This is a genomic window from Ligilactobacillus hohenheimensis (assembly GCF_947381805.1).
In the GTDB taxonomy this organism is placed as follows: Bacteria; Bacillota; Bacilli; order Lactobacillales; family Lactobacillaceae; genus Ligilactobacillus; species Ligilactobacillus hohenheimensis.
The window spans coordinates 63,586-90,479 of the sequence record NZ_CANCXC010000003.1 but is presented as its reverse complement, the minus strand read 5'-3'; the positions used below and the strand labels follow the sequence as shown (position 1 = coordinate 90,479).

The following is a 26,894-nucleotide window of genomic DNA, read 5'->3' as shown; positions in this document are numbered from 1 at the left end:
CTTCTACGGTAAAACTGGTATAAAACAAGCGCGCTAAGTGGGAGATAAAGAATCTCCTCCTTAGTGCGCTTATTGTTTTAACGTTTTGTAATTATTTAAGTTGGGATAAAGCTTTCTGAGTGTAGTAACCACTTCGCAGTTGTTCTGCTAATCGTTCTGCATTTTGTTTCATGTGAGTGTATTGCTCTTTTGTTACACCGGCGAGAACGTCATCGATGTTTTTTAGGCTATCAACAACGATTCCTACGTGGTTCGTTGTAATAAAGTTAGCAATCGCTGCTTTTCGCCACGTAATTACCGGAATTCCGGAGCTAAGGTACAGTGACGTCTTATGCGGGTTGTTGTAACGCATGTAATTGCCGTCAATGCCCGAACACTCGTCAAGTGAATCACCATCCCATACAAGCCCAAAGTTTTCCGTCAAAAAACGGGGAATTTCGGTGGGTGTCTTACTCCCGCGATAATCAATTGACGGGCCGTATTTAAGGGGGTTAATTCCGTAAACAACAAACTTTGTTTTAGTAGAAAGCTTCGTCAAAAAAACAGGTTTGTAGAGGTTTCCCGCGAAATTGATATTCTTATCGAAGTTAGTCATGCGGTTGATTGGCTGGGGATTGAGGTAATCAAAAATCCCTAGTGAAATCATCGGAATGGTCACTCCGTGGTCGTGCAGCCATGCTTTCATCTGGTCGTTATGGACAATTAAACCGTCGTAGCGATTGAATAACTTAATTTCATTGCGGTTGAACTTACCGGCATCTAAGTTATTCGGAGTATTTGTTCGGAGCGTTTTAACGTCGTGAACAAAGAGATAAAACGGAACGTGCTTATTGTATTTTCTGAGTTCATGGAGGGCGATGTAGCTAGTAAACCGGTTATATCCTGAATATTGAAAAACAATTTGATCTGGATGGCGTTGGTAAACGTTTTTTAGCTGCCCCGTGATGGCTTTATAAAGGTAACTCAGACGCGCTCGCTTACCCTGAGGATTAGCAATAAGCAGCGATTCGTAGCCCATCCTTTGGGCAATCGTAATAATGTCATCTTTTGCCTTTGGGCCGGCGGTGTTCTTTTGGTTGGCCTGTTCTTGGATGGTGACAAGTAATTTCATTTAAGATCATCTTCTTCATTTAAAATATTATTAAGAGCCGATTTAATATAGAATCCTGAGCGAAGTTTCTGGGCAAGTGCGATAGTGTTAGCCTTAATTATGGCGTAGTCTTCGTCTGAAATTCCATCTAAAACATTATCTAAATTTGCGAGGCTGTCTATAGTGATGCCGACGCCTTCCTTTTCGATAAAGTTAGCCATTGCTGCCTTTTCCCAGATAATTACTGGGATTCCTGAACTAAGATACAGTGATGTTTTGTGTGGGGTATTATATCTCAAATAGTCCCCAAAATTTCCACTGCATGTGTCTAAGGACGGCCCATCCCATACAAGCCCGAAGCTTCCATCAATGTATTTTGGAAGAATATCAGCATTTTTAACACCGTGATAATGAATATTAGCAGGATAACCCTGTGCGGGATGGGGGCCCCATAACGATATTTGGGTGGAAGACGCTAATTTTTGTAAGAAAGTAGATTTATGAAGACTGCCTGCAAATACAATTGATTTTGTAAAGTGCTTGTTTGTGTTAATGTCTTGCGAATTCAAATAATCAAAAATTCCTAAGGATATAATCTTATTATTGATTCCCATTTGATTTATAAATTTAGTCATTGTTGGATTTTGGGAAATAATCCCGTCTGCCATTTTAAGAAGTTGTAGTTCTTCTTCGCCAGCTGTGGAACTGTTGTCAGTAGCGCGTCTAATTAATTCAAGGTCATGAATAATAATGATAATCTTAGCGTTACTATAATGATTAATTACGTGAAAGAGTTCTTTCGTTATGAACAAAGAATATAGCGGAAATTGGATAATATATACGTTTGAATTATCCCGTTTAATTAGCTGTGGGAGAACTAGTTTAGCGTATAATAATTTTTTAATTTTATTATCGGTAACAGACACGTTGATGTTAAGTTCATTTATACCCTCTTTTTTAAGGATTGAAAGAATATCATTACGCGCTTTTGATCCACCATTCGCTTCGGCAGGATGTGAAAAGTGGATGATTTTTATGTCCTTACGCATGGATTTAACCCCCCAATAAATGAATTGACCGCAATGATTATAGCTGAAATAAAAATCATGTACAACGCTGTGTGGGAAACTAATGCTATTTGACGAATTTATGGTGCTGATTATCAGGTTAGCGGTGTTACATAGTGGTATAGAATGTTGCTAGTACTGCGGTATGTTTGCTAGAATAGAGCGAGATGACTGCCTGTTTTATTATTAACTGACAATGTCTAAGTACAACTAGATTTCATTTTGGAGAGATTCTATTGAAGACGGAGATATATGTGGTAAGCCATAAAAATACGCGAATGCCAGAAGGCAAAATGTATGTTCCAGTCCAAGTTGGGACTAGTCCGAATAATTTTGCGGGGTTTGTGCGTGATAATACTGGTGATAACATTGCTGATAAGAACTTCTCATATTGTGAGTTGACGGCACAATACTGGGGGGCAAGAAACCGGCATGCTGATATTAAAGGATTGGTTCATTACCGGCGGTTATTTACAGATGGCGGTTCTGCGTTCTTTAAGAGTGTTAGTGCAAAATGGAAGTCTGTGTTGACAGAACCCACAGTAGAGGCGTTACTTGAAAAGTACGATATGATTCTTCCACGGAAACGAAATTATTATATTGAAACACTGTGGTCACACTATGAACATTCACACCATATTGAAGGATTGGAAGTTACGCGGAAAGTGCTGCAGGAAAAATATCCCGAATACTTGAGGGCTTTTGATGAACATGTGAAAGAGCGTAAGGGTCATATGTTCAATATTATGATTGCGAAGGCGGCAATTTTTGATGAATATACTAATTGGGTAATTGATGTCCTTAGGGAAGTTGAGCAGCGGATTGATATTTCATCATATAGCCAAAGCGAGCAGCGGATTTTTGGTTATATTAGCGAATTGTTAGTTGATGTGTGGGTTACACAGAATAATATACGGTATTGTGAATTACCGGTAATGTTTATGGGTAATCAGCATTGGGTAAAAAAGATATATGCTTTTCTTAAACGTAAAGTATTGGGCAGAAAAGCAGATTAAGGACGTGAGCTGTCTTGGACAAAGATAGAAAGATAAGCCTAGATCGTGATAGGTTGAATCGTCAGTACGGTTATCGGATAACCAAAAGGGTATTTGATGTTATTGCGAGTCTATTGGGGTTAGTAATTCTTAGCCCAGTATTTTTGGTGTTAGCTATTTGTATTAAATTGGACGATGGCGGCCCGGTTTTCTATAGTCAGGAGCGAATCGGGAAAAATGGAAAACCATTTAAGATGTATAAATTTCGTTCAATGCGCGTTAATGCTGACAAAGAGCTAGAGGAGATTGCCCGTCAGAATGAGGTTGATGGGGCAATGTTTAAGATTAAGAATGACCCGCGCATCACAAGGATTGGAAAGTTTATCCGGAAAACAAGTATTGATGAATTTCCACAGCTTGTAAATGTTTTATTGGGACAGATGAGTATTGTCGGTCCACGCCCACCTCTCCCTCGTGAAGTAGTGGAATACACGAATTACGATAAGCAACGATTATATGTTTCTCCGGGATGTACGGGGTTGTGGCAAGTGACCGTTCGGAATAGTGTGGGATTTGATGAAATGGTGAATATTGATCTCCACTATATTCAACGTCGAAGTGTTTTTTTGGACTTAAAGATTATCATTAAGACGATTAAAGTCATTTTTGTCCCTAATGATGCTTATTAGGTGTGAGATTAGGAGGATTATTTGATGACAAAGTCAAAGTATCTAGTTGTTGGCGCCGGTCTCTTTGGCGCAACGTTTGCCCACGAAGCAGCTAAACGGGGCCACGAGGTGCACGTAATCGAGAAACGGGACCACATTGCTGGAAATATCTATACGAAGAAGATTGCTGGCATTAACGTTCACCAGTACGGGGCACACATTTTCCATACATCAAACAAGCGGATTTGGGAGTACGTTAACCAGTTTGCGGAATTTAACCGCTACACCAATGCGCCGATTGCCAATTACAACGGTGAAATTTACAACATGCCGTTTAACATGAACACCTTTAACAAGTTGTGGGGAGTTGTAACCCCGAAGGAAGCGCAAGCTAAAATTGAGGAGCAGCGGGCCGTCCTGAAGGGGAAGACGCCTGAGAACCTTGAGGAGCAGGCGATTTCTCTAGTGGGAACTGATATCTACCAGAAGCTGGTGAAGGGCTACACCGAGAAACAGTGGGGACGGAAGGCGACCGAGTTGCCGCCGTTCATCATTAAGCGGTTGCCGGTGCGGTTTACGTACGATAATAACTACTTTAATGATACCTACCAGGGGATTCCGATTGGCGGGTACACCCAGATTGTTGAGAAGATGCTGGCTGATGATAAGATTAGCGTTGAAACGGGCGTTGATTTCTTTGATAAGCGGGATGAGTATCTCCGCGATTATGACCGGATTGTCTTTACCGGAATGATTGACCAGTTCTTTGACTACCGGTTAGGTGAGTTGGAGTACCGGAGTCTCCGGTTTGAAACGGAAGTCCTGGATGAGGATAACCATCAAGGGAATGCGGTGGTTAACTACACGGACGCTGAAACACCGTATACGCGGATTATTGAACATAAGCACTTTGAGTTCGGTGCGGGCGACGAAGGGAAGACCGTGATTACCCGTGAGTACCCGCACGATTGGCAACGGGGGGACGAACCGTACTACCCGGTTAATGACGATAAAAATAACGCATTATACAAGCAGTACCAGGAACTAGCGGCTAAGGAAGCCGGTAACGTAATCTTTGGCGGCCGGCTTGGGCAGTACCGGTACTACAATATGGATCAAGTTTTGGCGGCGGCGTTAGAAACGGTTGCCCAGGAGTTTGGTGAATAAGCTGGTTGGCGGTTGTAGGCGGGAGCTTATGGCCGCTTTATATATTAGGAGGAATAAACGGTGATCGCACAGTTATTAACTTACAGAAATCGATTTGCTAACCGTCACTGCCAACTGGGTGAAATGGTGTATCTAGTAATTTTAGGGTTGTTTCTGATAACCCAATTTCTTTCGGGGACGTTATGGTTTGTTCATTTTCACCAGCAGGTAATGTGGGTGGTTTTGTATGATATTGAGAAGTTTTTGATGGTTTGTGCGCTACTGAAGATAGTGTTTTTTGACCGCTTTGATGACTGGAAAGAACCTGCATTATTCATAACAACAGCGCTTATTGTGTGGGTGGGTAGTCGGTTTGCGCGCACCAACACTTTTATTGCGTACTTAATCTTCATTTACGCTGCCCGGAAAATTGATTTTAAGAGAATTGTTCAAGTCTTTTTAGGAACGGTTGGAGTCCTGTTATTGGTGTCTGTTGTTGGTGCTGTTCTGGGGATTTTTCCTAACGTGACCGTCACCCGGGGGTTGGGAACAAATCTCCGGTTTGCAATGGGAATGGTTTACACAACGGATTTTGCTGCGCGGGTTTTCTACTTATGCATGGCCTACGTTGCTTTACGCCGTTTTCAGGTAACCTTACCCGAAAAGATTTCACTGTTTGTGGTTATCTTATGGACGGGCATCGTTACGGGAGCACGACTGGACATTCTGTTGATGTTACTGCTATTAGGGACAGTTGTCTTCTACAAACAGACCGTTCAGTTAATTAACTGGTTAGGAAGCCGGGGACTACTTATAATTCAAGGGCTTGGAATATTGAGTATTTTTTTGATGTCGTTGGTGTTTAACCCGAATAACCGGGTATTAGCGGCCGTTAACCATTTGCTATCTGGCCGCCTTGTTGAAGGGCACATTGCATTTAAAAATTATTCCGTTAACCTCTTTGGCCAGTATATTGCTGAGCAGGGAAACGGTGGTTTTCATCCTCATATTGTTCATTACTTCTTTATTGATTCGAGTTACTTAATTGCCCTTCTGAAAAACGGGGCAGTTACGTTTATGTTGTTACTGATATTAATCGCTTTTGTGACGAAGCGGTTAGTTAAGGCACGTGCTTACCCGTTAGTGATCGTAATGTTCTTAACGGTTATCAGTTCGATTATCGATCAGCATTTACCGGAGTTGTCATTCGATTTCATTTTCTTAGTAACAATGGCAAATATCACATACTTCACGGTAAACAAACAGAATTTAGTAACTAATAAAGAATAGGGAATTAATATGAAACATGCTTTTTTAATTACCGCATACCAGCATCATGATCAACTTCGCGTGCTCCTTCAGTTGTTGGATCATCAGGATTGTGATATTTACGTCCACGTTGATAAGGCGGATACCACCTTTGACGAGAGCGCCTTTACTGGGGTGTGTCGTCGGTCACGGGTGACGTTTGTTCCGCGAATCAAGGTGACGTGGGGCGATTATACCCAGGTTCTGGCTGAGATGAACCTGTTACAGGAAGCGTTACAGCAAGGAGAATATGATTATTTCCACTTGTTATCCGGCCAGGATCTACCGATTAAACCGATGAGTGAAATCATGGCCTTCTTCGAAAAACATAAGGGCCAAATTTTTGTTGATTGTAATGATGAAAAGCGTGATGAAGATCCACTCCGGTTTAAATTACGGTACGATGTTTTCCATCTTTTTCAAAAATATGTGGGGAAAGGACGGTCCTTTATTAAAGGGCGCCGTGGATTGAAGTATGTCGATTTTGGATTGGCGTTATTACAGCATTATCTAGGAGTATCGCGGACAAGGAACAGCAATTTGACGATTAAAAGTGGGGCAAATTGGTTTAGTATCCCAGCGGATTTTGCGACGTATTTAAATAAGCAACGGCAAGCAATTCTTCGTTTTTGCAGGTACGGTTATTGCGTTGACGAAGTGTTCGTTGCTACGTGGCTGTATAATTCGCCGTTTTATAAACGGGTGTACCGGCATAGTAATTACCGTGATTCTATTCTTCGGCGGTACAAGTGGCAAGATCATAATCCGACGTTGGTGACAGCTACGGATTTAAAAGAATACGAGCGGCAACCGGATGCGTTGTTTGCACGAAAGTTTGATGTTCGTGTTAATGCGGAACCGGTTCAATATTTACTGTCATTAATAAAGGAGGGCTAATAGTGAACATTGCTGTAATCATTCCGGTGTATAACGCGGCTGCGACCATTCAGCGGTGTGTGGATGGAATATTAGCCGAGAAGTGTATGCAACAGGGGGATATTTACCTGGTTGATGATGGATCAACGGACCAATCAGTTGAGGTAATTAAAAAGCTGTACGGTCAGTCGGGAAATGTTCATCTGTTTCAGCAGGAATCCCAAGGGCAGGCGGCTGCTCGCCAGAAAGGACTTGATGAGGCCATTGGGGATGGAGCGCGTTACGTTATTTTCATTGATAGCGATGATCAAATCGAGCGGGGCATGTTGGATCGGCTGGCCGGAGTAATTGGTGATCAACTGTTAGCTGTTTGTGGGATCAAAAAAATTTTTCCTAACCACGTGGAAATCGAAGCGAGGAGTATGTTACAGCAGGCGGATACTATTAAAAACTTAATTATTCATTTTTTGTGTCAGAATCAAGAGGTGGATATGGGTTTATGGAATAAACTTTTTCGTACGGATGTTATTACGCAAAATGGAATTCATTTCCGGGGAAATAATTTCTACGAAGATTCATTTTTTGTTCTCCAATACCTAACGCATTGTACGCCGCAACAGATTAAATGGGTTGAGCAGCCGCTGTATGATCTTTATAAGCACGAGGGTTCAACAACGTATACGTACGACAAGCACCTCGGTGAAAAATTTAAGTGGTACGTTACAGCGGTTCAGGAACTAATGAAACAGGTGGGAATAGTTCTTCCTACCGATGTTTGGACTGCGTTTTATTTCCGAACAGCACTTCATTTTATTCATCATCAGTTGAGGTTGGGTGGTCAATGGACGAGCCGTGATACCCGTAAGAAGCTGCGGAAATTATCGTTAAATCCGGGGGTACTTAAACGGTTACCCCGGAAATATGCAGCCTCCTTCATCTTGATTAAAACGTTTCCGGGAGTGTACCATAAGTTATACAGGATGAAACGAAGGAATGATTAAACGGGGTGATTAGATGTTTCCAGAACGATTACGGGCGCTACGGAAGGGACGGGGGTTATCCCTACCAGCGTTAGCAGCACAGTTAAACCGGGAGATCGATGACGGTCATCCCAACACCGGCCCGCAAATCGGAAGCTGGGAACGGGGAACGAACACGCCGTCATACCTTGAAGTACGAAAGTTAGCAACCTTCTTTGGCGTTTCCGTTGATTATTTGAGTGGTTTTCAACCAGCGGCCGTTGAATTAGAGGATTTATTTGCTGGTGAAACCCAGTTACGTTTTAACGGAAAGACGTTAACGGCAAAGGAACGAGCGGAGCTATACGCCCTTATTAAGGGTTATCTTCACGGCCGGGATGACCGGGATAGGGTGCAATCGCCGGCCGAAGTGACGTTACCACTTGAATAGAATCTTACCGGCGCGGGGAGTGTCGGTATTTTTATTATGGGGGATACGATGAAGCACTGGATAAAGAACATTTGTTTAATTACGGTTGGCGGAATCCTGTATGCCGTCGCCATGGACTGTCTCCTTCTTGCTAATCATATTGGCGAAGGGGGCGTTTCCGGGTTAATGACGTTGGGGTACTATTTATTCCACATTGCTCCCAGCTTAACGAATTTTGTACTGAACGGTGTGCTCTTGATTGTGGGGTGGCGCTACCTTGACCGGCAAACGGTCGGGTGGACGTGTTATGCGATTGCGGTGATGACGGTTGCCTTACGCGTTTTTCACGAAGTTCGGTTACCGTTACATGAACCGCTCGTTGCAGCTTTAATTGGCGGTGTTTTGATGGGAATTGCCATCGGAGTAATTATGCAGGGGGACGGAACAATTGCAGGAAGTACAATTCTAGCACGGATTTGTAACCGGTATTTGGGCGTTGCAACGGGAAATGCGATGCTGTTCTTTGATTTGGCAGTTGCCCTTCCATCGGCAATGGTGATTGGTTGGGAAAACATGCTGCTCACCATCATAGAGCTATATGTTTCGGCGGTTGTCCTTAACCGGGTATTGGCTCGGCTTGTTGAAAAGCGGTGTATTATGATTGTTTCGGACCATGCGGACGAATTGGCGGGAGCATTGAATCAACTGACCCACCGGGGAGTCACACTTTTAGATGGTCATGGTTACAAGAGCGGCCAACGCAAGCAGGTGATTTATTGTGTGTGCGAGCGGCAGGATTTAACCCAAATCATGACGTTAATTACCACCATTGATCCACACGCCTTTGTAACCTTACAGGTTGTCCGGAGTACGTTTACCGGCGACGTTCTTCAACTGTTCCGGTGATATGCTAAAATGATAGTAAATTAACGTGAAAGGAAGATGTGATTGTCACTTTTAGAGCACCTTTACGGCCCCTTTTTTGATCTTCATAATTGGGCTACGGTAATTAGTTCAGCGCAAGATTGGTTAACGATTCTATCGCTGGTTGTTATTGAATGCCTCCTATCGGTGGATAACGCCATTGTGTTGGCGGCCCAGACAAGGAAATTACCGACGAAGAAGGAACAGGAGAAATCCCTGTTTTACGGCTTAGGCGGAGCGTACCTGTTTCGGTTTATTTTGATTGGGATCGGTGCGTACCTAATTAATTTTTGGGAGATTAAGGTGCTTGGTGCGGGGTATCTCCTTTATCTCGCGGGGAGCCATTTTTACCATATGGTGCGCCCTAGTCATAAAAAACGGGTTCATTCGCGGCACCGGATATTACCGCTCTTTTGGTCGGTGATTGTTTCAATTGAATTAATGGACTTGGTATTTTCCGTCGATTCAATCTTAGCGTCACTGGCAATTTCGCCTAACCCCGTAATTGTTTTGATTGGTGGGATGATTGGTATCCTTGCGATGCGGGGAATTGCTGAAGTAATTATGCGGTTGATGGAATTGGTTCCTGAGCTGGAAGTAATGGCGTATGCGCTGATTATCGTTATTGGAATCAAGTTGTTTTTAACAATTCCGCAGATTGGAATTGAGATCCCGGCACCACTCTTTGGGTGCATCGTTGTGGTGGCAGTTGTGATTACGCTGGTTGTTCACCGAATTCGGAATAGGTAGTGGATAAATAGATTTAGGGGGAGTTTTTAGTGTACCGGTTAGTTGTATGTGATATGGACGAAACACTGCTTGGAAGTAACGCACAGATTCCCACGCGGAACGTTGCAGCAATTAAGGATGCGCACGAGCGGGGCGCTAAGTTCGTTCCCAACACGGGGCGGGCGGCGCGTTCGTTAGGTTATGTGCTAGATACCCTGGGATTGGCTGATCAGAAGGATGAGTACGTTATTTCGTATAACGGCGCAGCGGTATTTTCAAATGCCGACCCGTTACACCCTATTATTACGAATGGGTTACCGTACGCAACCGTTGCGCGGCTTTTTGATCTTGCACAGAGCCGCGGATTGGATACCCACGTTTACACTGCGGATCAGTTATACGTGTGGAACATGACGGCGGCTGACCGGGACTACCTTGGTCGGCGAAAGGTAATCTATAAAGAAGTTAGGGGCGCGTTATCCTTTTTAAAGGCAACCCCCATTATGAAAATTATTTTTTACCTTGCTGATGAACAGGAGCGCCTTGCCTTTCAGAAAGTAATTACCACAACAGTTCCCGCGCCGCTTAATATTACCTTTTCATCGGATATGTACGTGGAAGTGAATGCTTCGGAAGCAGACAAGGGTCAGGCGGCCGTTGCTTTGGGGCGGCGTTTAGGAATTAAGCCAGCAGAGATTATTGCCATTGGTGATAACTTAAACGACGTGGCAATGCTTAAGGATGCCGGCCTGGGGGTCTGCGTTGCGAACGGGCGGGAAGACGTTAAGCGGCTTGCCGACTATGTGACTACCGCAGATAACGATGCTGGTGCGGTCGGTGAGGTCATTGAACGGTTCGTTTTGAATGGTGATTACCCTAATTAAGTTATCAAAGAGAGAGGAAGAGTAAGACGTGAACTGGAAAAACTGCTTAGCGGTTGCGGGGGGCGCCTTTCTGGGAGGGGCTGCCCGGTACCTTTGTGGTCTTTTATGGGGACTGTGGGGTGATGTAACGGCGAATTTGGTAGGGTGCTTTGCATTATCATTTTTAACCTATGCTATTTTAACGCGAATCCCACTCCCCGAATGGTTATCGGTGGGACTAGGAACGGGGTTTATCGGGGCCTTTACAACGTTTTCTTCGTACACCATTGATGCGCTTAAATTGATGGGAACGCACTTAGAAATAACTGCGGGAATTTACGTCGTGATTAGCCTGCTAGGCGGTTTTTTGTGTGTAACGGCGGGATACCTGCTAGCCCGGGCGCTTGGAGGTGAGCACCGGTGATCATCGTGGTTGGTTTTGGCGCGGCGCTTGGTGCTCTTTTGCGGTTTGCGGTAACAAACTTTTTCCAGCTTCATGGATGGGATCATTTTCCGTGGGCAACCCTGCTATTAAACTTATCGGGAGCGTTTTTATTAGGAATCCTTGTTGGTAGGGGATTGAAGGCGGGCTGGTATGCTTTCCTTGGAGCGGGAGTACTGGGAGGATATACCACCTTTTCAACCTTCCAAACGGAACTTTTTGGCTTGTTACATAGTGGTCGCTATGTAGCGGGAGTAGGATACTTCTTAATGAGTGCCTGCGGTTTTATTTGTGGATTGCTTGGGATGATAATTGGTAACGGATAGCTTTAACGAATGGATGGGTGACGAAAAGTGAAATGTGCGCTTGTAACTGATAGTGCGGCGGGATTTACGGCTCAGGAAGCAAAACAACTTGATATAACGGTGCTTCCCCTTCCTTTCCAGGTTGGCCAGCAGGTTTGCTGGGAGGGGATCGATCTGGATTACCAGCAGATGATCGCGTCTGTAGATGCGGGGAACGTACCAATACCGACGCCGGTTCCGCGTGAACGGCTAATGAGTGTTTTTCAAGCCCTTCATGACGAAGGGGTTACTGATGTTCTAGTTATTCACCTTGCTGGGGGAATTAACAGTTTAGGGGCGAATGTTAAGGCGTGCGTTTCCCAGTTACCGGGGTTAACGTTTCATATTTTTGATACGAATACGGCGGGGCTTCCTGAGCAACAGTATGTCCGGTATGCGTTACGGTTGCTTGAACAGGGGCAACCATTAGCTCAAATAGTGGCGCGGTTGACAACGATGCGTGATCAGAGTCAAACCCTAATGATTGTTGACCGGATGAGTCAGTTAGCTCAGATGGGATACATTTCAAACGGCGCAACGGTGATGGGGAATAAGCTTCGCCGGCTAAAAACGGTCCTGATGTTTAACCAGGCGGGGAAGATCACTGCGGTTGAAACTAAATCGCGGATTAAACGGGCGAACCAGGCAGTCTGTGATCGGATAATTCCGTGGTATGACCGGTTTGGCGCACGGCTGCGGATTACTGTGATGACGTGTGGCGATGAAACGAGCCGCTTCGCCCGGTTAGGATTTTTCAAGGAAGAATTTCCGCTATGCCAGCTGTCCAGTGCACCGATGGGACCAGCGTTAGCGGTATATCTTGGAACAGATAGTATTGTGGTTGGGTGTGGCCCGGATTATCGCCAAGCATAAATTATCCCCGAGTGAACGGCTGTTCATTCGGGGTGATTAGTTTATTATCGTAACGTTGGGGAGACGGCAGCGAACTCCATCATCGCTTGAAGAGTATCAAGGACTTCGGGGTTTATCCCTTCAAGTGAAAGTTCGTCGGTTTGTTTGTCATAATTTCCCGGGAAATACTGGGACATTAATAGTGAGAAGTCATCGTTATTAATCATAGTTGCCACCTCCATTGGTTCATAATCAACTTTAATTTATCAAAAAAGGAAGGTCTTTGCAACCGATTTCAAATGTGAAAATTGCGGTTTATTATTCGGCGCGTTATACTGGCGACAAGTAATTAATTTGAGCTAAAGGGAGATGAATTGATGTGCGAAGCTTAAAGAAGTGGTTACGGTGGATTCTTGTAGTTGTACTGATTGTAGTAGGGTTAGCTCTTGTGTTTAACGAACAACTAAAGGAGTTAGGGATTGGCATTATGAGTAATCATGCCGCTGATCAAAAAATTGAACGGGTAACGCCGGCAGATAAGAAACACGCAACGTTTAATTATAGCGGGGTTGAGGCGGCAAATATTAGTAATATGCTAAAGGCAATGCGGTCCAATCCAAGCGTGATTGGGAAGATTGCGATTCCGTCGGATGATATTTACCTCCCAATTTATTATGGTGTTTCAAACTATATTTTGCTTAAGGGAGCTGGAACGTTAAGTCCAACACAGAAAATGGGCGAGGGAAACTATGCACTTGCGAGTCACCATATGCCGAATAATAAATTACTATTTTCTGCATTAGGTAAAACAAAATTAAAAAGCAAGATTTATTTAACTGATGGAAAGCGAGTATATATTTATAAAACGTACTCGAAAAAAATTGTTAATGAGGACAATACTAGTGTTCTAAACGTTATTCCAGGGAAGAAAATATGTACATTAATTACATGTCGTACATGGCACCCAGGGGTTACCCAGCGGATTATTGTTCAAGGAAAGTTGGAGAAAATTAAGAAAGCAAATGATAACTCTTTAGCGGTTTTTGATCATAAATCTAACTTGCCAAAAGTATTTTTAAAAATGCATATGGGATATTAATTACTATAATTGGCTAACATACAGCCTTGAAAAATCCCCCCAAACCAGGTAAAATTAACCAAGCATGAATAGTGTGAGGGGAGGTTAAGCTCATGGCACACAATAATCACATCGGTGCTGCTAACGACCGGCGTCCGGTTAACTCAAAGAACGTTAAGAAGCGGCGGAAGGAGCACCTGGCAGTTTTAGACTTCTTGAAGGAACGCGAAGAGGCGGATAAGGCTGCTAAGTAACAGTTACATTAATGACGTAATTACTAAGGCGGGGTCGTGACGGTGGTCATGGCCCCGATTTAGTTAGGAATTTTAACTTGGACGGTGGGGAAAAGTAATGAAAAAAGAGAGGCACGTGTTAGCGTGGACGATAACCGTAGTTTTGATTCTCATCACGGGAATCAGTGTCGTGGTGGTTCACCGCGCCAGCCGGGAAAACAACATCCAAATGGCGCGTCAGGCGCGGGTCCAGCGACGGATTGACCGCCGGGTTGCTCGTCAAAAACGATTTCAAAAAAGAAAAATGCGCCGGGATATTCAGTGGAATCAACCGTCAATGACAATTCCGTACCCAAATGTTTCCCGGGAGATGACGCGGCAGGCAAAGGTATTGGCCCAGGCACAAAAGAAGAAGGGTGCAGCCCGGCAATCCTATTTGAGTAAAAAACTCAACCGGGATAGTCGGCACACTGTTTGGCTGTTAGTATCGACTAAGCACCAGCGAATTTTCGTAATGCAGGGACCGTACCCCGTATATACAATGTATGCTTCGATTGGGAAAAACTACCACCATGTAGCCAGGATAAACCAGACGCCGGTTGGTTTTGCCCACGTTACTCGAAGTGGGGGTCAGTTCTTTGACCCGCAGTTAAATCAGGGAACCAGTGGGTGGCTCACGTATTCAACGAAACAAAACCGGGGACAAATTAAGTCCGTTCCACTATCGCAAAAGGGCCAACCCTTGAAAAAGGACTTATGGCATTTTGGCTCGACTAAGTTGTCAAAGAAACATAATCACCAGAACAACGGTGCAATCTACGTTTCCGTTCCTGACGCTCAGTGGCTTAGTCAGAACATTAAGCCCGGAACGCAGATCATTGTCACCGGCTACCAGTCCGACAGCATTGCGCAGTACTGGAACCAGTTTTAAAGTAAAATAGTGATGCAAAAAGAGGTTGGGACGTAAATAATGGGTTCCAACCTCTTTTGCTAATTCTTACTTTTAGCGGTTATTCGTTTGTAATTACGACCTTGGTCCCCGTCGGAACGGCGGTGTGGAACCACTTCGCGTCAGCCACCGATAATCTGATACAACCGTGTGATCCCGGGTGCTTCCCCAGTTTCTTTGCTTCCTTAACGTTATATTGGCCGTTTGCCTTGGTTGGGACGGAGTGGAAGAGGTACACGCCGTTATCCTTCCATGAAACATAGTAATTGGCACCCTCGCCGAGTTTGTTGTTGAAGAAGGAATCGCCCCGGACGTTTTGGATGTGGAACGTGCCGGTTGGGGTGGTGCTAACCATCTTATGGGTTTTCGGGTTACGCTGGTATACCCCGCCTGAACAATACATTGTGTAAATCACCTTTTTACCGGACATGATGTAAACCCGGCATTTCTTTAATGCAACCTTGATCCAGAGGTTCTTGGTGGTTGCCAGGTTCGGGTATGCGACCGTTTCGGACGATTTGTGCCAGTTGATTGGTGTCCGCATGTGGTGGTGGTGGCTAACCGTTGTCGCATGGGCAAGCAGTGTGGTTGGAGCAGCGGGTGTGGCAACACTTCCCCCGATGGTTAAACCAATACAACCAGCTACAATTAGTGGTAAAGTCTTTTTCATTTCTATTCCTCCCCAATAGAATTCGGCCTAATTAATGTATGAGTTTTGAAACCTATCCCAGAACGATTGTCACTTTAGTGTGGTCCGGAAGGTTCTGGTACAGCCACTGGGCATCCGCCTTGGTTAACCAGATACTTCCGTCCGTAACGTTCTTTTTCCCGATATCTTTGTTTTTCTTAGCGTTGTAGTCCCCGCTCAAGTTTGTTGGGCCGGTCCGGAAGTACAGGGTTGTCCCGTTATGGTTAGTAAACGCAATGTTGAAGTGGTAGCCCTGTTGATTATTAATGAGGGGTTCTTGCTTATCACCCGTGGTGAAATTGCCGGTTGGCGTTTTGCTAGTGGGCTCTTCATTATTGGGGTTGCTGGAGAGTATTCCGGCGGACGCGTACATCGTGTAAACCGGATGGTTGCCACTCATCACGTAGACCCGTTTTTTCCTAATATTTACCAGTAATGAAAGGTTCTGAACGTGGTTTAAATCCGGGTACCCCTTTGTTTCTGAAGATTGTTGCCAGTCGATTGGTTGCCGCATATCCTTAGGCGCAGGGAACGCTACCCGTTGCTTTTTAGTGGATGAGGCCGTCGGAGTGGAGCGTTTTGTTGCCTGTTTGGCTGAATGAACAATTACGTGTGGGCGGGATGATTGTGCCGGATGGTGGGTGAAACCGTAGCCGAGGAGGCCGCCACCCAGAATAATTAACCCCAGTGCCCCAATCAGGAGAAATGGTTTGCGTAAATTGGTCTTCATATTATTAATCTCCGTTCATTTTTACTATAAGTTAGTACTATAGATAAATTAGCCGGAACGACCAGAAAAGTCAATTTTTGCCGGCAACGATTGCATTTCGCTAAATTATCGGGTAGAATACCGCATGATTTAAACTAGCCCAGGAGGATGGAGCATGGAAATTAAGGTGGCAACGTTTATCGATCAGGTAACGGCGGGAATGCCGCAGGAAACGGTAACCGCTAGTGCTGAGGAATATGCACGGTTGGGCAGCGCAAAAGTAGCCGCCGTCTTAGTTGACGGGTTAACCAAGCACGCCGCAAAGGGCGAACTGGCTCAAAGTAGCGTGACCACCCAGTTTGCCGATGAACAAGTGACGCTGCGGCTGGAAACGGGGATCATTAACTTGCCAGCCGAAAATATTACAAAGGTTGCTAATTTTTTCAACGATTCCGATGAAACCGTTCCGGTTAATGCGTACTTAGTCGTTAAATCGCCAGCAATTAACCGTTCGGGGCTCCGGATAGATAAGGTTGCTTCCGTTGCGGCAATCCAGAGTGCCCCTGACGACGTAATTGCTAAATTGACTATTATGCTTGCTGAAAAACAAGCGGTGATCGAAAAGAACGCAACGGCTGAAAAGTGATAGAATGGGGCTAGAATAGATTTACGGGCAAAAGCCCGGAAAGAAATGGGGAATGACCTGTGCCAGGTGGTCCGGCGATAATTGACCTAATTACTGTACTTATTGTATTTTACTTTGCGGCCTTTTTTGTGGCGGCAGAGTTTGCGCTGGTATCAGTGCGGAAAACAGCCCTGGAGAGTCGCCTTGAAAACGGGCAGGGGAGCGCCCGGAAGCTTAAAATGGCCCTCCAGATGGTGTCTAACCTGAACGAGTACCTTTCAACCACACAGGTGGGGGTCTCACTAGCAGGAATCCTTCTAGGGTGGATTGGGGCCGACGGGTTAGCGACGCTTTTCAGTCATCTTTTAGGGTTAACGCACATTAACCACGCGACGGTTGTTGCGGTTAGTTCCGTGCTTGGCGTGCTGTTGCTAACGTATCTCGAAGTGGTGCTGACGGAGATTGTTCCGAAAAATATCAGTATCGACAAGCCGATGAAGATGATGATGTTTGTCGTAACGCCCCTCCACTACTTCCACGTCCTGTTTTACCCGTTTGTGTGGTTACTGAACGTATCGGCATCGACGATTGTTAAGTGGCTGGGATTGCCGCCAGCGGGAGAAGAGGAGGACGCGTTATCGCAGAACGAAATCCTCAACCTGTCCCGGAACGCCGTTTCAGGGGGAACCCTTGAGAAAAACGACTACGTGTACATGCAACGGGCGTTTGATTTGAACGATAAGGTTGCCAAGGATGTCATGGTGGACCGGACAAGCCTTGAAGTTGTTGATATTAACAGTACCGTTCAGGAAGTCATTAACCGGTACCTGCAGGACGGCTTCACCCGGTTCCCGGTTGTTGCGCAAAACGATAAGGATAAGATCCTGGGGTACGTCTACATTTACGACATGATCAGGCAGGCGCAGGTTGATGCGCAACTCCCTGTTAGTCGGCTTTTGCGGACGATTATCAGTGTGTCGGAGGTTACCCCGATTCAGGAGCTGCTTCAGCAGATGATCAAGCGGCAAACGCCGATTGTTGTTGTCCTCGACGAGTACGGCGGGACGAGCGGGATCGTAACTGATAAGGATATCTACGAGGAGCTCTTCGGAACCGTTAAGGATGAAATCGATGACGTTTCTGCCGAAGATATCATAAAAAACGATGATGGAACCTACCGCGTATCTGGGAAAACGACGTTGTACGATTTTGAACGGTTCTTTAAGTTCCGGAGCAAGGACTTCTTGGAATCTGAAAGTGTGACGGTAGCTGGTTACCTCCTTGAGAATTACCAACAGATCAAACAGGGGACGAAGGTCCGGATTGGCCCGTTTGAGCTTGAGGTAACGAAGTTTAAGCGAAACTTCATTGAGTGGGTGACCGTGCGCCGTTTGCCAGAAGACGAGGTTCAGGAGGATGACGGGGTTGCGACGGTTCCGCCAACGGATGAATAATGCATAATTAGCGGTTGCAGTGGTGCAGCCGCTTTATTTATCGAAGGTTACAAAAAGGAAGGGTGCGTATATATGGAACGAATCTTACCACTAGAACGGGGGATTAACCTCCGCGAGCTTGGCGGATACGAGACGGAGGACGGGCGGCACGTCCGGTGGCATAAATTAATGCGGAGTGGGCACCTTGGTGAATTAAGCGAAGCGGATGAGGAGACACTCAGGGCTGCTGGGCTCCGCCAGGTTATTGATTTGCGTGAAGAAGCTGAGACCATTGTGGTTCCCGACCGCCCGATGCGCGGGGTGCACGCCCACCACATGTCCGTTTACCCGTTCACCAATCAACTCCCCCAGAATGTTGGGTTGGCACGGATGGCACGGTTAAACCGGGCAGGACTGAGCCTCGCCGGCCAAGCCTACGCCCAGATGCTGACGGATCCACACGCTATTGGTGTGTGGCAGCAATTTTTCGCGGTTCTGTTAAAAAACCGGCGGGCGTACCAGGCGGTTTTGTTTCACTGTACGGCCGGAAAGGACCGGACGGGGGTGGCCGCATTTTTGATTTTAAATGCACTGGGCGTGAAGCGGACAGCCGTCTTACAGGATTACATGCTGACAAACCTAACGTTTAGCTCGCTTTCGCCTTCGGAACTGAACGGGTTATTAGTTCCGGGACAGGATGCCGCGCTGGCAAACGAGTTGAATAAGCAGCCGATGGTTAGTGAGCAGGATTTTAAGGTGATGGAGCTAACGGTTCGGTTAATGGCGGGGGACTTTATGACGTACCTTACGAACATTGTGGGCATCACGCCCCGCCAAGTAGAGCGGTTACGCGAATTATACTTAGAGTAACGGGGCTTAATTTGCGAACTATTTTGCGGGTAACGATGACATTTACATTAGAATTACCTTAGTTAGCCAAAAATGCTTGCCAAACGTTCATCTTTCTTGTAGATTAGACGTTAAATAATTAATAAAGGAGACAGCGCAATGACAAATTGGGATACCAAGTTTGATAAAAAAGGATTTACTTTTGACGACGTTCTGTTGATTCCAGCGGAGAGCCATGTTTTGCCAAACGAGGTGGACCTGGGCGTCCAGTTGGCCGAAAACATCAAGCTGAATATTCCAATTATTAGTGCTGGGATGGATACCGTTACCGAATCGGCGATGGCCATTGCCATGGCGCGGCAGGGAGGTCTAGGAGTCATTCACAAGAACATGACAATTGACCGCCAGGTTGATGAGGTGCGGAAGGTTAAGCGGTCCGAAAACGGCGTTATCATTAACCCGTTCTTCCTGACTCCTGACCGGGCCGTTAGCGAAGCAGAAGCACTGATGAGCAAGTACCATATTAGCGGGGTGCCGGTGGTTAATAACGCAACGGATAAGAAGTTAGTGGGGATTATTACCAACCGGGATATTCGGTTTGTTAGCGACTACTCCGTTGCGATTGAAACGGTCATGAGTCCGGAAGAAGACCTGGTAACGGCGCCGGAAGGAACGACCGTTCAGGAAGCCCAGCAGATCCTTGAAGAAAACAAGATTGAAAAGCTGCCAATGGTTGATGACGAGGGACGGCTGACGGGGTTAATTACCCTTAAGGACATTGAGAAGGTCGTGGAGTTCCCGCACGCGGCTAAGGATAAGTACGGCCGGCTGTTGGTAGCTGCTGCTGTCGGGGTTACGAGCGATACGTTCGAACGGGCCGCAGCCCTTCTTGACGCCGGAGCCGATGCGCTGGTGATTGATACGGCCCACGGTCATTCTGCGGGTGTTTTACGGAAGATTAAGGAAATCCGGGAGCACTTCCCGGACGCAACGCTGATTGCCGGGAACGTTGCTACGGGTGAAGCAACCCGGGCGCTGTTTGAAGCCGGCGTTGACGTGGTTAAGGTTGGGATTGGCCCTGGTTCAATCTGTACAACCCGAATTGTGGCTGGGGTGGGGGTTCCCCAGTTAACGGCGGTTTACGACGCAGCAAGCGTTGCCCGGGAATACGGGAAGCCAATCATTGCTGACGGGGGAATCAAGTACTCCGGTGACATCGTGAAGGCCATTGCGGCCGGCGGAAACGCTGTTATGCTTGGGTCAATGCTGGCCGGGACGGATGAAGCCCCTGGCGAAACAGAAATTTACCAGGGCCGGCGATTCAAGACCTACCGTGGAATGGGTAGCCTGGGAGCCATGGACTCAACGCACGGCTCTTCGGACCGGTACTTCCAGAGTGGCGTGAACGAAGCCAACAAGCTCGTGCCGGAAGGGATCGAAGGCCGGGTTGCCTACAAGGGGAAGGTGGCCGACATGGTCTACCAGCTGTGTGGTGGTCTCCGCGCCGGAATGGGTTACTGTGGGGCGCCGAACCTTCAAGCCCTCATCGATAACGCCCAGTTTGTTCAGATTACCGGGGCGGGACTCCGGGAATCACACCCACACGATGTTCAGATTACCAAGGAAGCCCCGAACTACTCCCGGAAGTAATCGGAACAAAAACTAAATTAACTTAATTTTAAATAATAGCAAAAACAAACCGGTTGAACGGCAGAACCTGCGACAGGACGGGGAATGACGGGCAGCCGGTTTGTTTGTATTGGGTAAGGTTACCCCGCATCATTTTTCAGGGAGTGGGCGAAGTTTGCTATAATGAAGCTAATCGCCCACGTGATTTGTGGACAGGTAAGGAGACGTGACGAATGAAAATTTTAGTTGTTGATGACGATAAGGAAATTGTTGAATTACTCGGCATTTACATCGAAAATGAAGGTTACGAAGTAGAGAAGGCCTACAATGGCCGGGAAGCCCTCACAAAGTTAAACACTAATCCGGATACTGCGCTTATGATTCTTGACGTGATGATGCCAGAAATGGACGGACTGGCAGTCGTCCGGGAAGTGCGGCGTGATTCGCAGATTCCGATTTTGATGCTTTCCGCTAAGACGGATGATCTGGATAAGATTCAGGGACTTGTTCAGGGGGCCGATGATTACGTAACGAAGCCGTTTAACCCGCTGGAAGTTATGGCCCGGGTAAAGTCGCTTCTTCGGCGGGCGCAGCACGAAGTTAAGAATGACGAACCGGATAAGATTGAAGTGGGGCCGCTAATTATCAAGAAGGATTCCCACGAAGTTAAGACGGTGAACGGGAATAACATTCAGCTGACGGCCCTCGAATTTGGGATCTTATACTTATTAGCAAGTTACCCGAACCGGGTATTTTCCGCGGACGAAATTTTCGAACGGGTTTGGCGTCAGGAATCGGTTGTTTCCGCGAAAACCGTGATGGTCCACGTTAGTCACTTACGGGACAAGATTGAGGAAGCCACCGGTGGTGAAAAGGTAATTCAGACCGTTTGGGGCGTTGGTTACAAGATTGAGGCGTAGTACAAAGAAAAAATGAAGTTAAAGCTAACATCGCGGGAAAAGAGTGAGTTAGTTGGTGAGGGTGTCGTAACGTTAATCTTACTGTTACTGCTCGAAATGTCCGCCTTTGTAATCCTTAATACGGAGATTTCATCTGACCCGCAGCTCCGGTTAGGCCTTTTTGCATTAAAAACATCATTTGTCTTCGGGGCTAACCGGGCAACAATGCTTAGTTGGGGAACCATCTTTGTTTTGGTAATGATGGTGATTGATTTTATCATTGTGCACTGGCGGCTAGTGCGGCGAATGCACCAGATTGAACTCCGGCACATCATCATGGAACTCCATTACATTGGAGCGGGGCACTTTGAACACCGGATTCCGTTTGTTTTGAAGGGACAGATGCAGCGGATTGTTACCAGTATCAATACGTTAGTTGATAGTACGACTAATGCAATGGCGGAGGAGCGGCGGATTGAACGGTCGAAGGATGAACTAATTGTCAATGTTAGTCACGATATCCGGACCCCGTTGACCTCCATCATCGGATACTTGGGGTTAATCGAGGATGGGCAGTATAAGGATGAGGATGATCTCCTGAAGTATACCCATACGGCGTATTTAAAGGCGAAGCAGATGAAATCGCTTGTGGATGACCTCTTTGAGTACACTAAGATTCAGCAGACGGATAATCCGTTGAAATTAACAACGATTAACCTGGGATCCATGCTCGAGCAGTTAACGGCCAGTTTTGAGTTAGAAGCTGAAGAAAAAGGGATGGAGTTAGCCTCGAATGTTCCGGATGACCTTCAGGTGGAAGTTGATCCGGAAAAACTTGCCCGGGTTTTTAGTAACCTCATTACAAACGCAATCAAGTATGGGAAGGACGGCAAGCACATCGTTGTAACGTGCCGTAAACCTTCTTCCCAAGAAGTAGTGGTTACCGTGGCAAATGACGGGGAACCAATTCCGGCTGATGCTCTTCCTAAGCTCTTTGACCGGTTTTACCGGGTGGAAGGTTCCCGCTCCCGGAAGACGGGTGGAACTGGGCTGGGATTGGCCATTACGCAGGGAATCGTTGCGCGGCACCACGGGTACATTCAGGTAACGTCTGACGACCAGTGGACAAAGTTCAAGGTTCACCTTCCAGTTAACCATGCGGATAAACTGCAGCCGCCACGGAATTAATGTTTAGGGGATTGAAAAGGAATGAAACGTTTTGGAATTATGGTAGTGGAAGTGGTGGTTCTTGCCCTAACCGTAGTGGGGGGCGTCCTTCCAGTTTATGCTGCGCAAACGGGGGTATTGCGCGCGAACCAGGCGAATGTCCGGGCTGAGATGGTTGTTGACAACCAGACCGGCCAGATTCTTGCGGCGAAAAACAGCCGCCAAGCCGTTCCGGTTGCATCGCTAACCAAGTTAGTGACGTTATACATTGTGGTGCAACAGATTAAGTCAGGAAAACTGCAGTGGAACCAACGAATTACCGTTTCAAAGGCGGCGGCTGGGTTGACTAAGGATAAGGTGTTAATGAACGTTCCGTTAACCGCTGGAAAGAAGTACCGGGTGCGGGATCTCTTTCAAGCGGCGTTGGTTTGTTCTGCCAATGACGCGGCGCAGGCCCTGGCCGATGCTGTTTCCCATAATCATCCCGCAAAGTTTGCGGCTATGATGCGGACCCAGCTTCAGCGGTGGGGAATTCAGGATGCTAAGATGTACACCGCTAACGGCTTGGATAACGGTGATGATGGGGCCGACCGGGTTGCAGGTGTTTCTAAAACAGCGAAGGACCAGCTATCTGCACGGGACCTCGTGGTTGTAACGCAGCACCTGTTACGGGCGGATCCTGGAATACTAAAGATGAGTCAACAGCGGCAAATTACGTTTGCCGGTCACCAATACCAGGGTTCTGACCAAATGTTGCCGGGTGGAGCGGCAGCTGATCCGGCGTACCACGTTTTAGGACTGAAAACGGGGTTAACAAAGGCAGCAGGCCAGTGCTTCGTGGGCGTTGTTGATGTGCAGGGTCGCCGGTTGATTACGGTTGTCTTAGGGGTACCTAATAACAACCAGAATGCGCGGTTTACGGCAACTAAACAGTTACTGGACCAGGTAACTAATAATTACAACGTACAGCGCATTGCAGCCCATCGGCCGGTTCGGGGAGCACGGACAATTCGTGTAATGAACGGGCATAAACACCGCGTTACGGTTGCTCCCCGAAAGGAAACGGCCGTTTGGGTTCGGAAAGGAGCCCGGCTCCAAAAAAGGGTGACGGCCCTCCCGAATCACGCTAAAAATAATCAATTCGTAGCGCCGGTCGCGCGTGATCAGCGGGTGGGGACCCTTAACTTAACGGCCCGGGGGTTGCGATGCATGGATGGAACAACAACGATAAAGCTTCCGGTCGAAGCCACGCAGTCGACTGCCCGGCTGAGCTGGTGGGCCCGGTTGATGCGATTAGTATAGGAGGAGAAGGATGCGGGAAAGATTTACCCGGATATTTTATGGGGCAACGGTGCTATTGGTAATTGCCCTGTTTGTGGTAGTGGCGCTCGGCTTCTTTCTTGGCCGCGCAACGGTGCTGCGGTGGCTTTCCCCGCTCGGTTGGCTAGCCCTCTGTACAACGGGGGCAGCCGGGATTGTTCGGCGGCGGTTAACTGCCCAGGAATGGGGATTGATTGTTGTCCTGGTGCTAATCATAGCGATTAGTTGGTGGTTAGGCTAATTGGAGGTTGACGTGAAGGATAAACGGAAATGGTTAGTTGGTGGCGGCATTGTCCTGATTATCATTTTAGGAATATTGGTTGTTCATCAGTACTATCCTGATTTTCGGTTAGGGTTACCCCTTGGGCGAACGGGTTTACGGCAACTATTACGCCACCACGGTCCGGTAAGTGCGGTGATTTTAATTTTATTAACCGCTGCAATGACGGCGGTTCCTGGTGTATCAAGTTCCATTGTATGCGTTTTTAATGGGGTTGCGTACGGTCCGATTGTGGGGTTTTTGATGAACGTCATTGGAATGGCGCTTGGAAATAGCGGTGTGATTATGACCCTCGCTGAGCTTCCAGCCCAGAATAAAAAACATCCCCGAATTAACTTGCGCGCAACGGGCTATCCGGGAATAACCGCAATGTTGGGTTACATGATTCCGGTGATTCCCTCTGCCCTGGTGAGTTACGCGGTAGTTAAAGCGCGGCTTCGGGGCCCGAAGATTACTGCGGCAGTTATTGGCGGCAGTTTGCCGACTGCTTTTTTGTATGCCTTTGGGGGTGACGCCCTCTTACGGGGAAGCTACCGGCGCTTATTAATTGTCGGGGGCGGGCTGCTACTTCTGATTGCAGGAGTGTTACTTTTCCGCCGGCTTCACCACGTTGTGCGGCGGTACCGGCAGGAAGGGTAGCATTTTCGTTATATTACAGAATGTTACAAAATAACGCTTATGTTACAGAATAACGCCATTTAGTAATTTTGCTGGCAAAAGGCTGTTACATATGTTCCTTATACTTAGAGATAGTTACCCTAGGAGATTAGGGATTGATTAGTTGTAAATAAAAGATTAGTTTACAGGAGTGAGTTTAGTTTATGAAGTTGAACAAGGTTTTAATGTCAGTTGCAACAATGGCGGGAGTCGTAGCTGCAGGATCAGTTGCCGCTAATGCCGATGTTGTTACGGTTCAGCAGGGGGATACGGTTTGGGGCTTTGCTCAGGAGACCAATTCAACGGTTGCCCAGATTGCTCAGCAGAATAACCTGCAGAACCCGAACTTAATTTACGTTGGCCAGCAGCTCCAGATTGGCCAGACGGTTCAGCAGAGCAATGCTCAGGCCCAAGTTGCTGCCGCTCAGGCGCAGGCAAACGCTGAAGCTCAGGCCGCTGCTGCTCAGCAAGCCCAGGATGCCGCTGCCCAGGCTGCTAAGGAACAGCAACAGGCGCAGGCAAATGCTCAGGCCCAAGCTGCTGCCGCTCAGGCTCAGCAGGAAGCCCAGCAAAAGGCTCAAGAAGAGGCTGCTGCTAAGGCTGCTCAACAGGCGCAGCAGAAGCAAGCTGATGAGAAACAGTACGCTCAACGGCAAAACCAGGTTAACTACAACAACGCTAACCGGACAGTGCAGCATGTCGTTCGTTCTACCCAGGCCCCTGTTTCAAACAACGGTGGGCTGGATGCTGCTAATGCTGCTGCCCGGGCGTGGATTGTTGCCCGCGAGTCAGGTGGTAACTACAACGCCACGAACGGAAACTACTACGGGAAGTACCAGTTATCACGGTCATACTTACACGGTGACTACTCACCGGCTAACCAGGACCGGGTTGCTAACCAGTACGTTTCAAGCCGGTATGGTTCATGGGTTAACGCCGAGAACCACTGGAAGCAGTGTGGTTGGTACTAAAACTAATAAAAAAATAACACTGAAAACGGGAAGGTCAAATGGCCTTCCCGTTTTTGCATGGGCTTGATGATTGCAGCTATGCGCGCTGACGGGGCGTTTGCCGGCTTATAATGAGGACTAAAACGATGAGGATAAGCGTGACGGGTAGCCGATCCTAATTCCTGTTAATTTGGAAAATCCAGGAGGAAACCGCACTTTTACAGCAGGGCTTTTCCCACTTGATAACTGCGCTGCAACGGGACCGGATCTTCTGGAATAATAATAAAATCGTAGTTACCAAACCCTTTAATCAGGAGATTGATATTGGTAACTCCGGGGTCCTGCTTTTAATTCCTAGTCTGTTTACGTGGCCGCACCTGTTTGTTTCGCAGAGCCAAAATAACGCCATTATTAATTACGGGTTTGATAAGGTTATTAGTCAAACGGCATTCCCATCCTTAGAGCGGTTTTTTTAAGGCGTTGGGTGATCCGTTGCGGTTACGCATTCTAAGGGTTCTAAATGAGCAACCGCAGACTACCCAAACGCTTGCCAGTTCATTAGGATGTGCCGAGTCGACCGTTTCCCGCGACCTGCAGCTGTTAAGGGAGAGCGGTATGGTTGTGCCACACCGGCAGGGCAAGTTCGTTTTTTATCAGGTAACGGACAAGCTCACAGCGTTGATTCCCCGGTTCTTTGATTACTTGGATGAAAACGATGATTAAGCACAAAAAACA

At 46.9% G+C, this 26,894-nt stretch carries 33 protein-coding genes; 28 read left to right on the top strand and 5 right to left on the bottom strand.

Annotation, left to right across the window (positions count from 1 at the left end; translation table 11 throughout):
* Positions 1-91 precede the first annotated feature (91 nt).
* Complete coding sequence (locus QOR60_RS05195) at positions 92-1,111, bottom strand: galactofuranosyltransferase (protein ID WP_283582305.1); 1,020 nt, start codon at positions 1,109-1,111, stop codon at positions 92-94.
* Positions 1,108-2,139 (bottom strand): galactofuranosyltransferase, encoded by a 1,032-nt coding sequence (locus tag QOR60_RS05190; protein WP_283582304.1) that lies wholly within the window; start codon positions 2,137-2,139, stop codon positions 1,108-1,110. The genes QOR60_RS05195 and QOR60_RS05190 overlap by 4 nt, the downstream gene beginning before the upstream one ends.
* Before the next feature lie 254 nt (positions 2,140-2,393).
* On the opposite strand from QOR60_RS05190, the gene QOR60_RS05185 reads away from it, so the two are divergent.
* From QOR60_RS05185 to QOR60_RS05125, 13 genes are read left to right on the top strand one after another with little or no spacing between them, the layout of a single operon-like run.
* Positions 2,394-3,173, top strand: a complete 780-nt coding sequence (locus tag QOR60_RS05185) for a DUF4422 domain-containing protein (protein ID WP_283582303.1) — start codon at positions 2,394-2,396, stop codon at positions 3,171-3,173.
* Positions 3,174-3,187: 14 nt separating this feature from the next.
* A complete protein-coding gene (locus QOR60_RS05180; protein ID WP_283582302.1) occupies positions 3,188-3,841 on the top strand; it encodes a sugar transferase in 654 nt (217 codons plus the stop codon).
* Between the two features lie 24 nt (positions 3,842-3,865).
* Positions 3,866-4,987, top strand: a complete 1,122-nt coding sequence (gene glf / locus QOR60_RS05175; protein WP_283582301.1) for a UDP-galactopyranose mutase — start codon at positions 3,866-3,868, stop codon at positions 4,985-4,987.
* Between the two features lie 60 nt (positions 4,988-5,047).
* A complete protein-coding gene (locus QOR60_RS05170; protein WP_283582300.1) occupies positions 5,048-6,256 on the top strand; it encodes a hypothetical protein in 1,209 nt (402 codons plus the stop codon).
* A gap of 9 nt (positions 6,257-6,265) precedes the next feature.
* Positions 6,266-7,171, top strand: a complete 906-nt coding sequence (locus tag QOR60_RS05165) for a beta-1,6-N-acetylglucosaminyltransferase (protein WP_283582299.1) — start codon at positions 6,266-6,268, stop codon at positions 7,169-7,171.
* A gap of 2 nt (positions 7,172-7,173) precedes the next feature.
* Complete coding sequence (locus QOR60_RS05160) at positions 7,174-8,151, top strand: glycosyltransferase family 2 protein (protein ID WP_283582298.1); 978 nt, start codon at positions 7,174-7,176, stop codon at positions 8,149-8,151.
* A 13-nt stretch (positions 8,152-8,164) separates the two neighbouring features.
* Positions 8,165-8,560 (top strand): helix-turn-helix domain-containing protein, encoded by a 396-nt coding sequence (locus QOR60_RS05155; RefSeq protein WP_283582297.1) that lies wholly within the window; start codon positions 8,165-8,167, stop codon positions 8,558-8,560.
* Between the two features lie 48 nt (positions 8,561-8,608).
* Entirely contained in the window at positions 8,609-9,445 is an 837-nt protein-coding gene (locus QOR60_RS05150; protein ID WP_283582296.1) for a YitT family protein, read from the top strand.
* Positions 9,446-9,487: 42 nt separating this feature from the next.
* On the top strand, positions 9,488-10,213 hold the full coding sequence (locus QOR60_RS05145; protein WP_283582295.1) for a TerC family protein: 726 nt from the start codon (positions 9,488-9,490) through the stop codon (positions 10,211-10,213).
* Positions 10,214-10,242: 29 nt separating this feature from the next.
* Positions 10,243-11,076: a Cof-type HAD-IIB family hydrolase gene (locus QOR60_RS05140; RefSeq protein WP_283582294.1), complete on the top strand. Its 834-nt coding sequence runs from the start codon at positions 10,243-10,245 to the stop codon at positions 11,074-11,076.
* A gap of 28 nt (positions 11,077-11,104) precedes the next feature.
* On the top strand, positions 11,105-11,479 hold the full coding sequence (locus QOR60_RS05135; protein WP_283582293.1) for a fluoride efflux transporter FluC: 375 nt from the start codon (positions 11,105-11,107) through the stop codon (positions 11,477-11,479).
* Positions 11,476-11,823, top strand: coding sequence for a fluoride efflux transporter FluC (locus QOR60_RS05130; RefSeq protein ID WP_283582292.1), 348 nt, complete (start codon positions 11,476-11,478; stop codon positions 11,821-11,823). The genes QOR60_RS05135 and QOR60_RS05130 overlap by 4 nt, the downstream gene beginning before the upstream one ends.
* Before the next feature lie 27 nt (positions 11,824-11,850).
* Entirely contained in the window at positions 11,851-12,714 is an 864-nt protein-coding gene (locus QOR60_RS05125) for a DegV family protein (RefSeq protein ID WP_283582291.1), read from the top strand.
* A 44-nt stretch (positions 12,715-12,758) separates the two neighbouring features.
* Here QOR60_RS05125 and QOR60_RS05120 read toward each other — a convergent pair whose 3' ends face one another.
* The gene (locus QOR60_RS05120; RefSeq protein ID WP_283582290.1) at positions 12,759-12,920 is read right to left on the bottom strand and encodes a hypothetical protein; all 162 of its coding nucleotides are present in this window, start codon (positions 12,918-12,920) and stop codon (positions 12,759-12,761) included.
* A gap of 221 nt (positions 12,921-13,141) precedes the next feature.
* On the opposite strand from QOR60_RS05120, the gene QOR60_RS05115 reads away from it, so the two are divergent.
* The 3 genes from QOR60_RS05115 (at position 13,142) to QOR60_RS05105 (ending at position 14,935) form a co-directional block, all read left to right on the top strand.
* Positions 13,142-13,792 carry a class A sortase gene (locus QOR60_RS05115; RefSeq protein WP_283582289.1) on the top strand — a complete coding sequence of 217 codons (651 nt, stop codon included), beginning with the start codon at positions 13,142-13,144 and terminating at the stop codon, positions 13,790-13,792.
* A gap of 92 nt (positions 13,793-13,884) precedes the next feature.
* Positions 13,885-14,025, top strand: coding sequence for a hypothetical protein (locus tag QOR60_RS05110; RefSeq protein WP_283582288.1), 141 nt, complete (start codon positions 13,885-13,887; stop codon positions 14,023-14,025).
* Between the two features lie 97 nt (positions 14,026-14,122).
* Positions 14,123-14,935 carry a L,D-transpeptidase family protein gene (locus QOR60_RS05105; RefSeq protein ID WP_283582287.1) on the top strand — a complete coding sequence of 271 codons (813 nt, stop codon included), beginning with the start codon at positions 14,123-14,125 and terminating at the stop codon, positions 14,933-14,935.
* A 79-nt stretch (positions 14,936-15,014) separates the two neighbouring features.
* Here QOR60_RS05105 and QOR60_RS05100 read toward each other — a convergent pair whose 3' ends face one another.
* Positions 15,015-15,623, bottom strand: a complete 609-nt coding sequence (locus QOR60_RS05100; protein ID WP_283582286.1) for a L,D-transpeptidase — start codon at positions 15,621-15,623, stop codon at positions 15,015-15,017.
* Positions 15,624-15,675: 52 nt separating this feature from the next.
* Positions 15,676-16,371: a L,D-transpeptidase gene (locus QOR60_RS05095; protein ID WP_283582285.1), complete on the bottom strand. Its 696-nt coding sequence runs from the start codon at positions 16,369-16,371 to the stop codon at positions 15,676-15,678.
* Positions 16,372-16,525: 154 nt separating this feature from the next.
* On the opposite strand from QOR60_RS05095, the gene QOR60_RS05090 reads away from it, so the two are divergent.
* The 12 genes from QOR60_RS05090 to QOR60_RS05035 all read left to right on the top strand — a co-directional run bounded on the left by QOR60_RS05090 (position 16,526) and on the right by QOR60_RS05035 (position 26,882).
* Positions 16,526-16,996 (top strand): hypothetical protein, encoded by a 471-nt coding sequence (locus QOR60_RS05090; protein ID WP_283582284.1) that lies wholly within the window; start codon positions 16,526-16,528, stop codon positions 16,994-16,996.
* A 59-nt stretch (positions 16,997-17,055) separates the two neighbouring features.
* Positions 17,056-18,429: a hemolysin family protein gene (locus tag QOR60_RS05085; RefSeq protein WP_283582283.1), complete on the top strand. Its 1,374-nt coding sequence runs from the start codon at positions 17,056-17,058 to the stop codon at positions 18,427-18,429.
* 72 nt (positions 18,430-18,501) lie between these two features.
* Positions 18,502-19,278 (top strand): tyrosine-protein phosphatase, encoded by a 777-nt coding sequence (locus tag QOR60_RS05080; RefSeq protein ID WP_283582282.1) that lies wholly within the window; start codon positions 18,502-18,504, stop codon positions 19,276-19,278.
* Between the two features lie 138 nt (positions 19,279-19,416).
* Entirely contained in the window at positions 19,417-20,907 is a 1,491-nt protein-coding gene (guaB, locus tag QOR60_RS05075; RefSeq protein ID WP_283582281.1) for an IMP dehydrogenase, read from the top strand.
* A 212-nt stretch (positions 20,908-21,119) separates the two neighbouring features.
* Positions 21,120-21,806: a response regulator transcription factor gene (locus tag QOR60_RS05070; RefSeq protein ID WP_283582280.1), complete on the top strand. Its 687-nt coding sequence runs from the start codon at positions 21,120-21,122 to the stop codon at positions 21,804-21,806.
* A gap of 12 nt (positions 21,807-21,818) precedes the next feature.
* On the top strand, positions 21,819-22,973 hold the full coding sequence (locus QOR60_RS05065) for a sensor histidine kinase (RefSeq protein ID WP_283582279.1): 1,155 nt from the start codon (positions 21,819-21,821) through the stop codon (positions 22,971-22,973).
* 21 nt (positions 22,974-22,994) lie between these two features.
* Complete coding sequence (locus QOR60_RS05060; protein WP_283582278.1) at positions 22,995-24,254, top strand: D-alanyl-D-alanine carboxypeptidase family protein; 1,260 nt, start codon at positions 22,995-22,997, stop codon at positions 24,252-24,254.
* Between the two features lie 10 nt (positions 24,255-24,264).
* A complete protein-coding gene (locus tag QOR60_RS05055; protein WP_283582277.1) occupies positions 24,265-24,513 on the top strand; it encodes a hypothetical protein in 249 nt (82 codons plus the stop codon).
* A 12-nt stretch (positions 24,514-24,525) separates the two neighbouring features.
* Positions 24,526-25,191 (top strand): TVP38/TMEM64 family protein, encoded by a 666-nt coding sequence (locus QOR60_RS05050; RefSeq protein ID WP_283582276.1) that lies wholly within the window; start codon positions 24,526-24,528, stop codon positions 25,189-25,191.
* Between the two features lie 182 nt (positions 25,192-25,373).
* Entirely contained in the window at positions 25,374-26,180 is an 807-nt protein-coding gene (apf, locus tag QOR60_RS05045) for an aggregation-promoting factor (protein ID WP_283582275.1), read from the top strand.
* A 218-nt stretch (positions 26,181-26,398) separates the two neighbouring features.
* The gene (locus QOR60_RS05040) at positions 26,399-26,635 is read left to right on the top strand and encodes a hypothetical protein (RefSeq protein ID WP_283582274.1); all 237 of its coding nucleotides are present in this window, start codon (positions 26,399-26,401) and stop codon (positions 26,633-26,635) included.
* A gap of 4 nt (positions 26,636-26,639) precedes the next feature.
* A complete protein-coding gene (locus tag QOR60_RS05035; RefSeq protein WP_283582273.1) occupies positions 26,640-26,882 on the top strand; it encodes an ArsR/SmtB family transcription factor in 243 nt (80 codons plus the stop codon).
* The last annotated feature ends 12 nt before the right edge of the window (positions 26,883-26,894 follow it).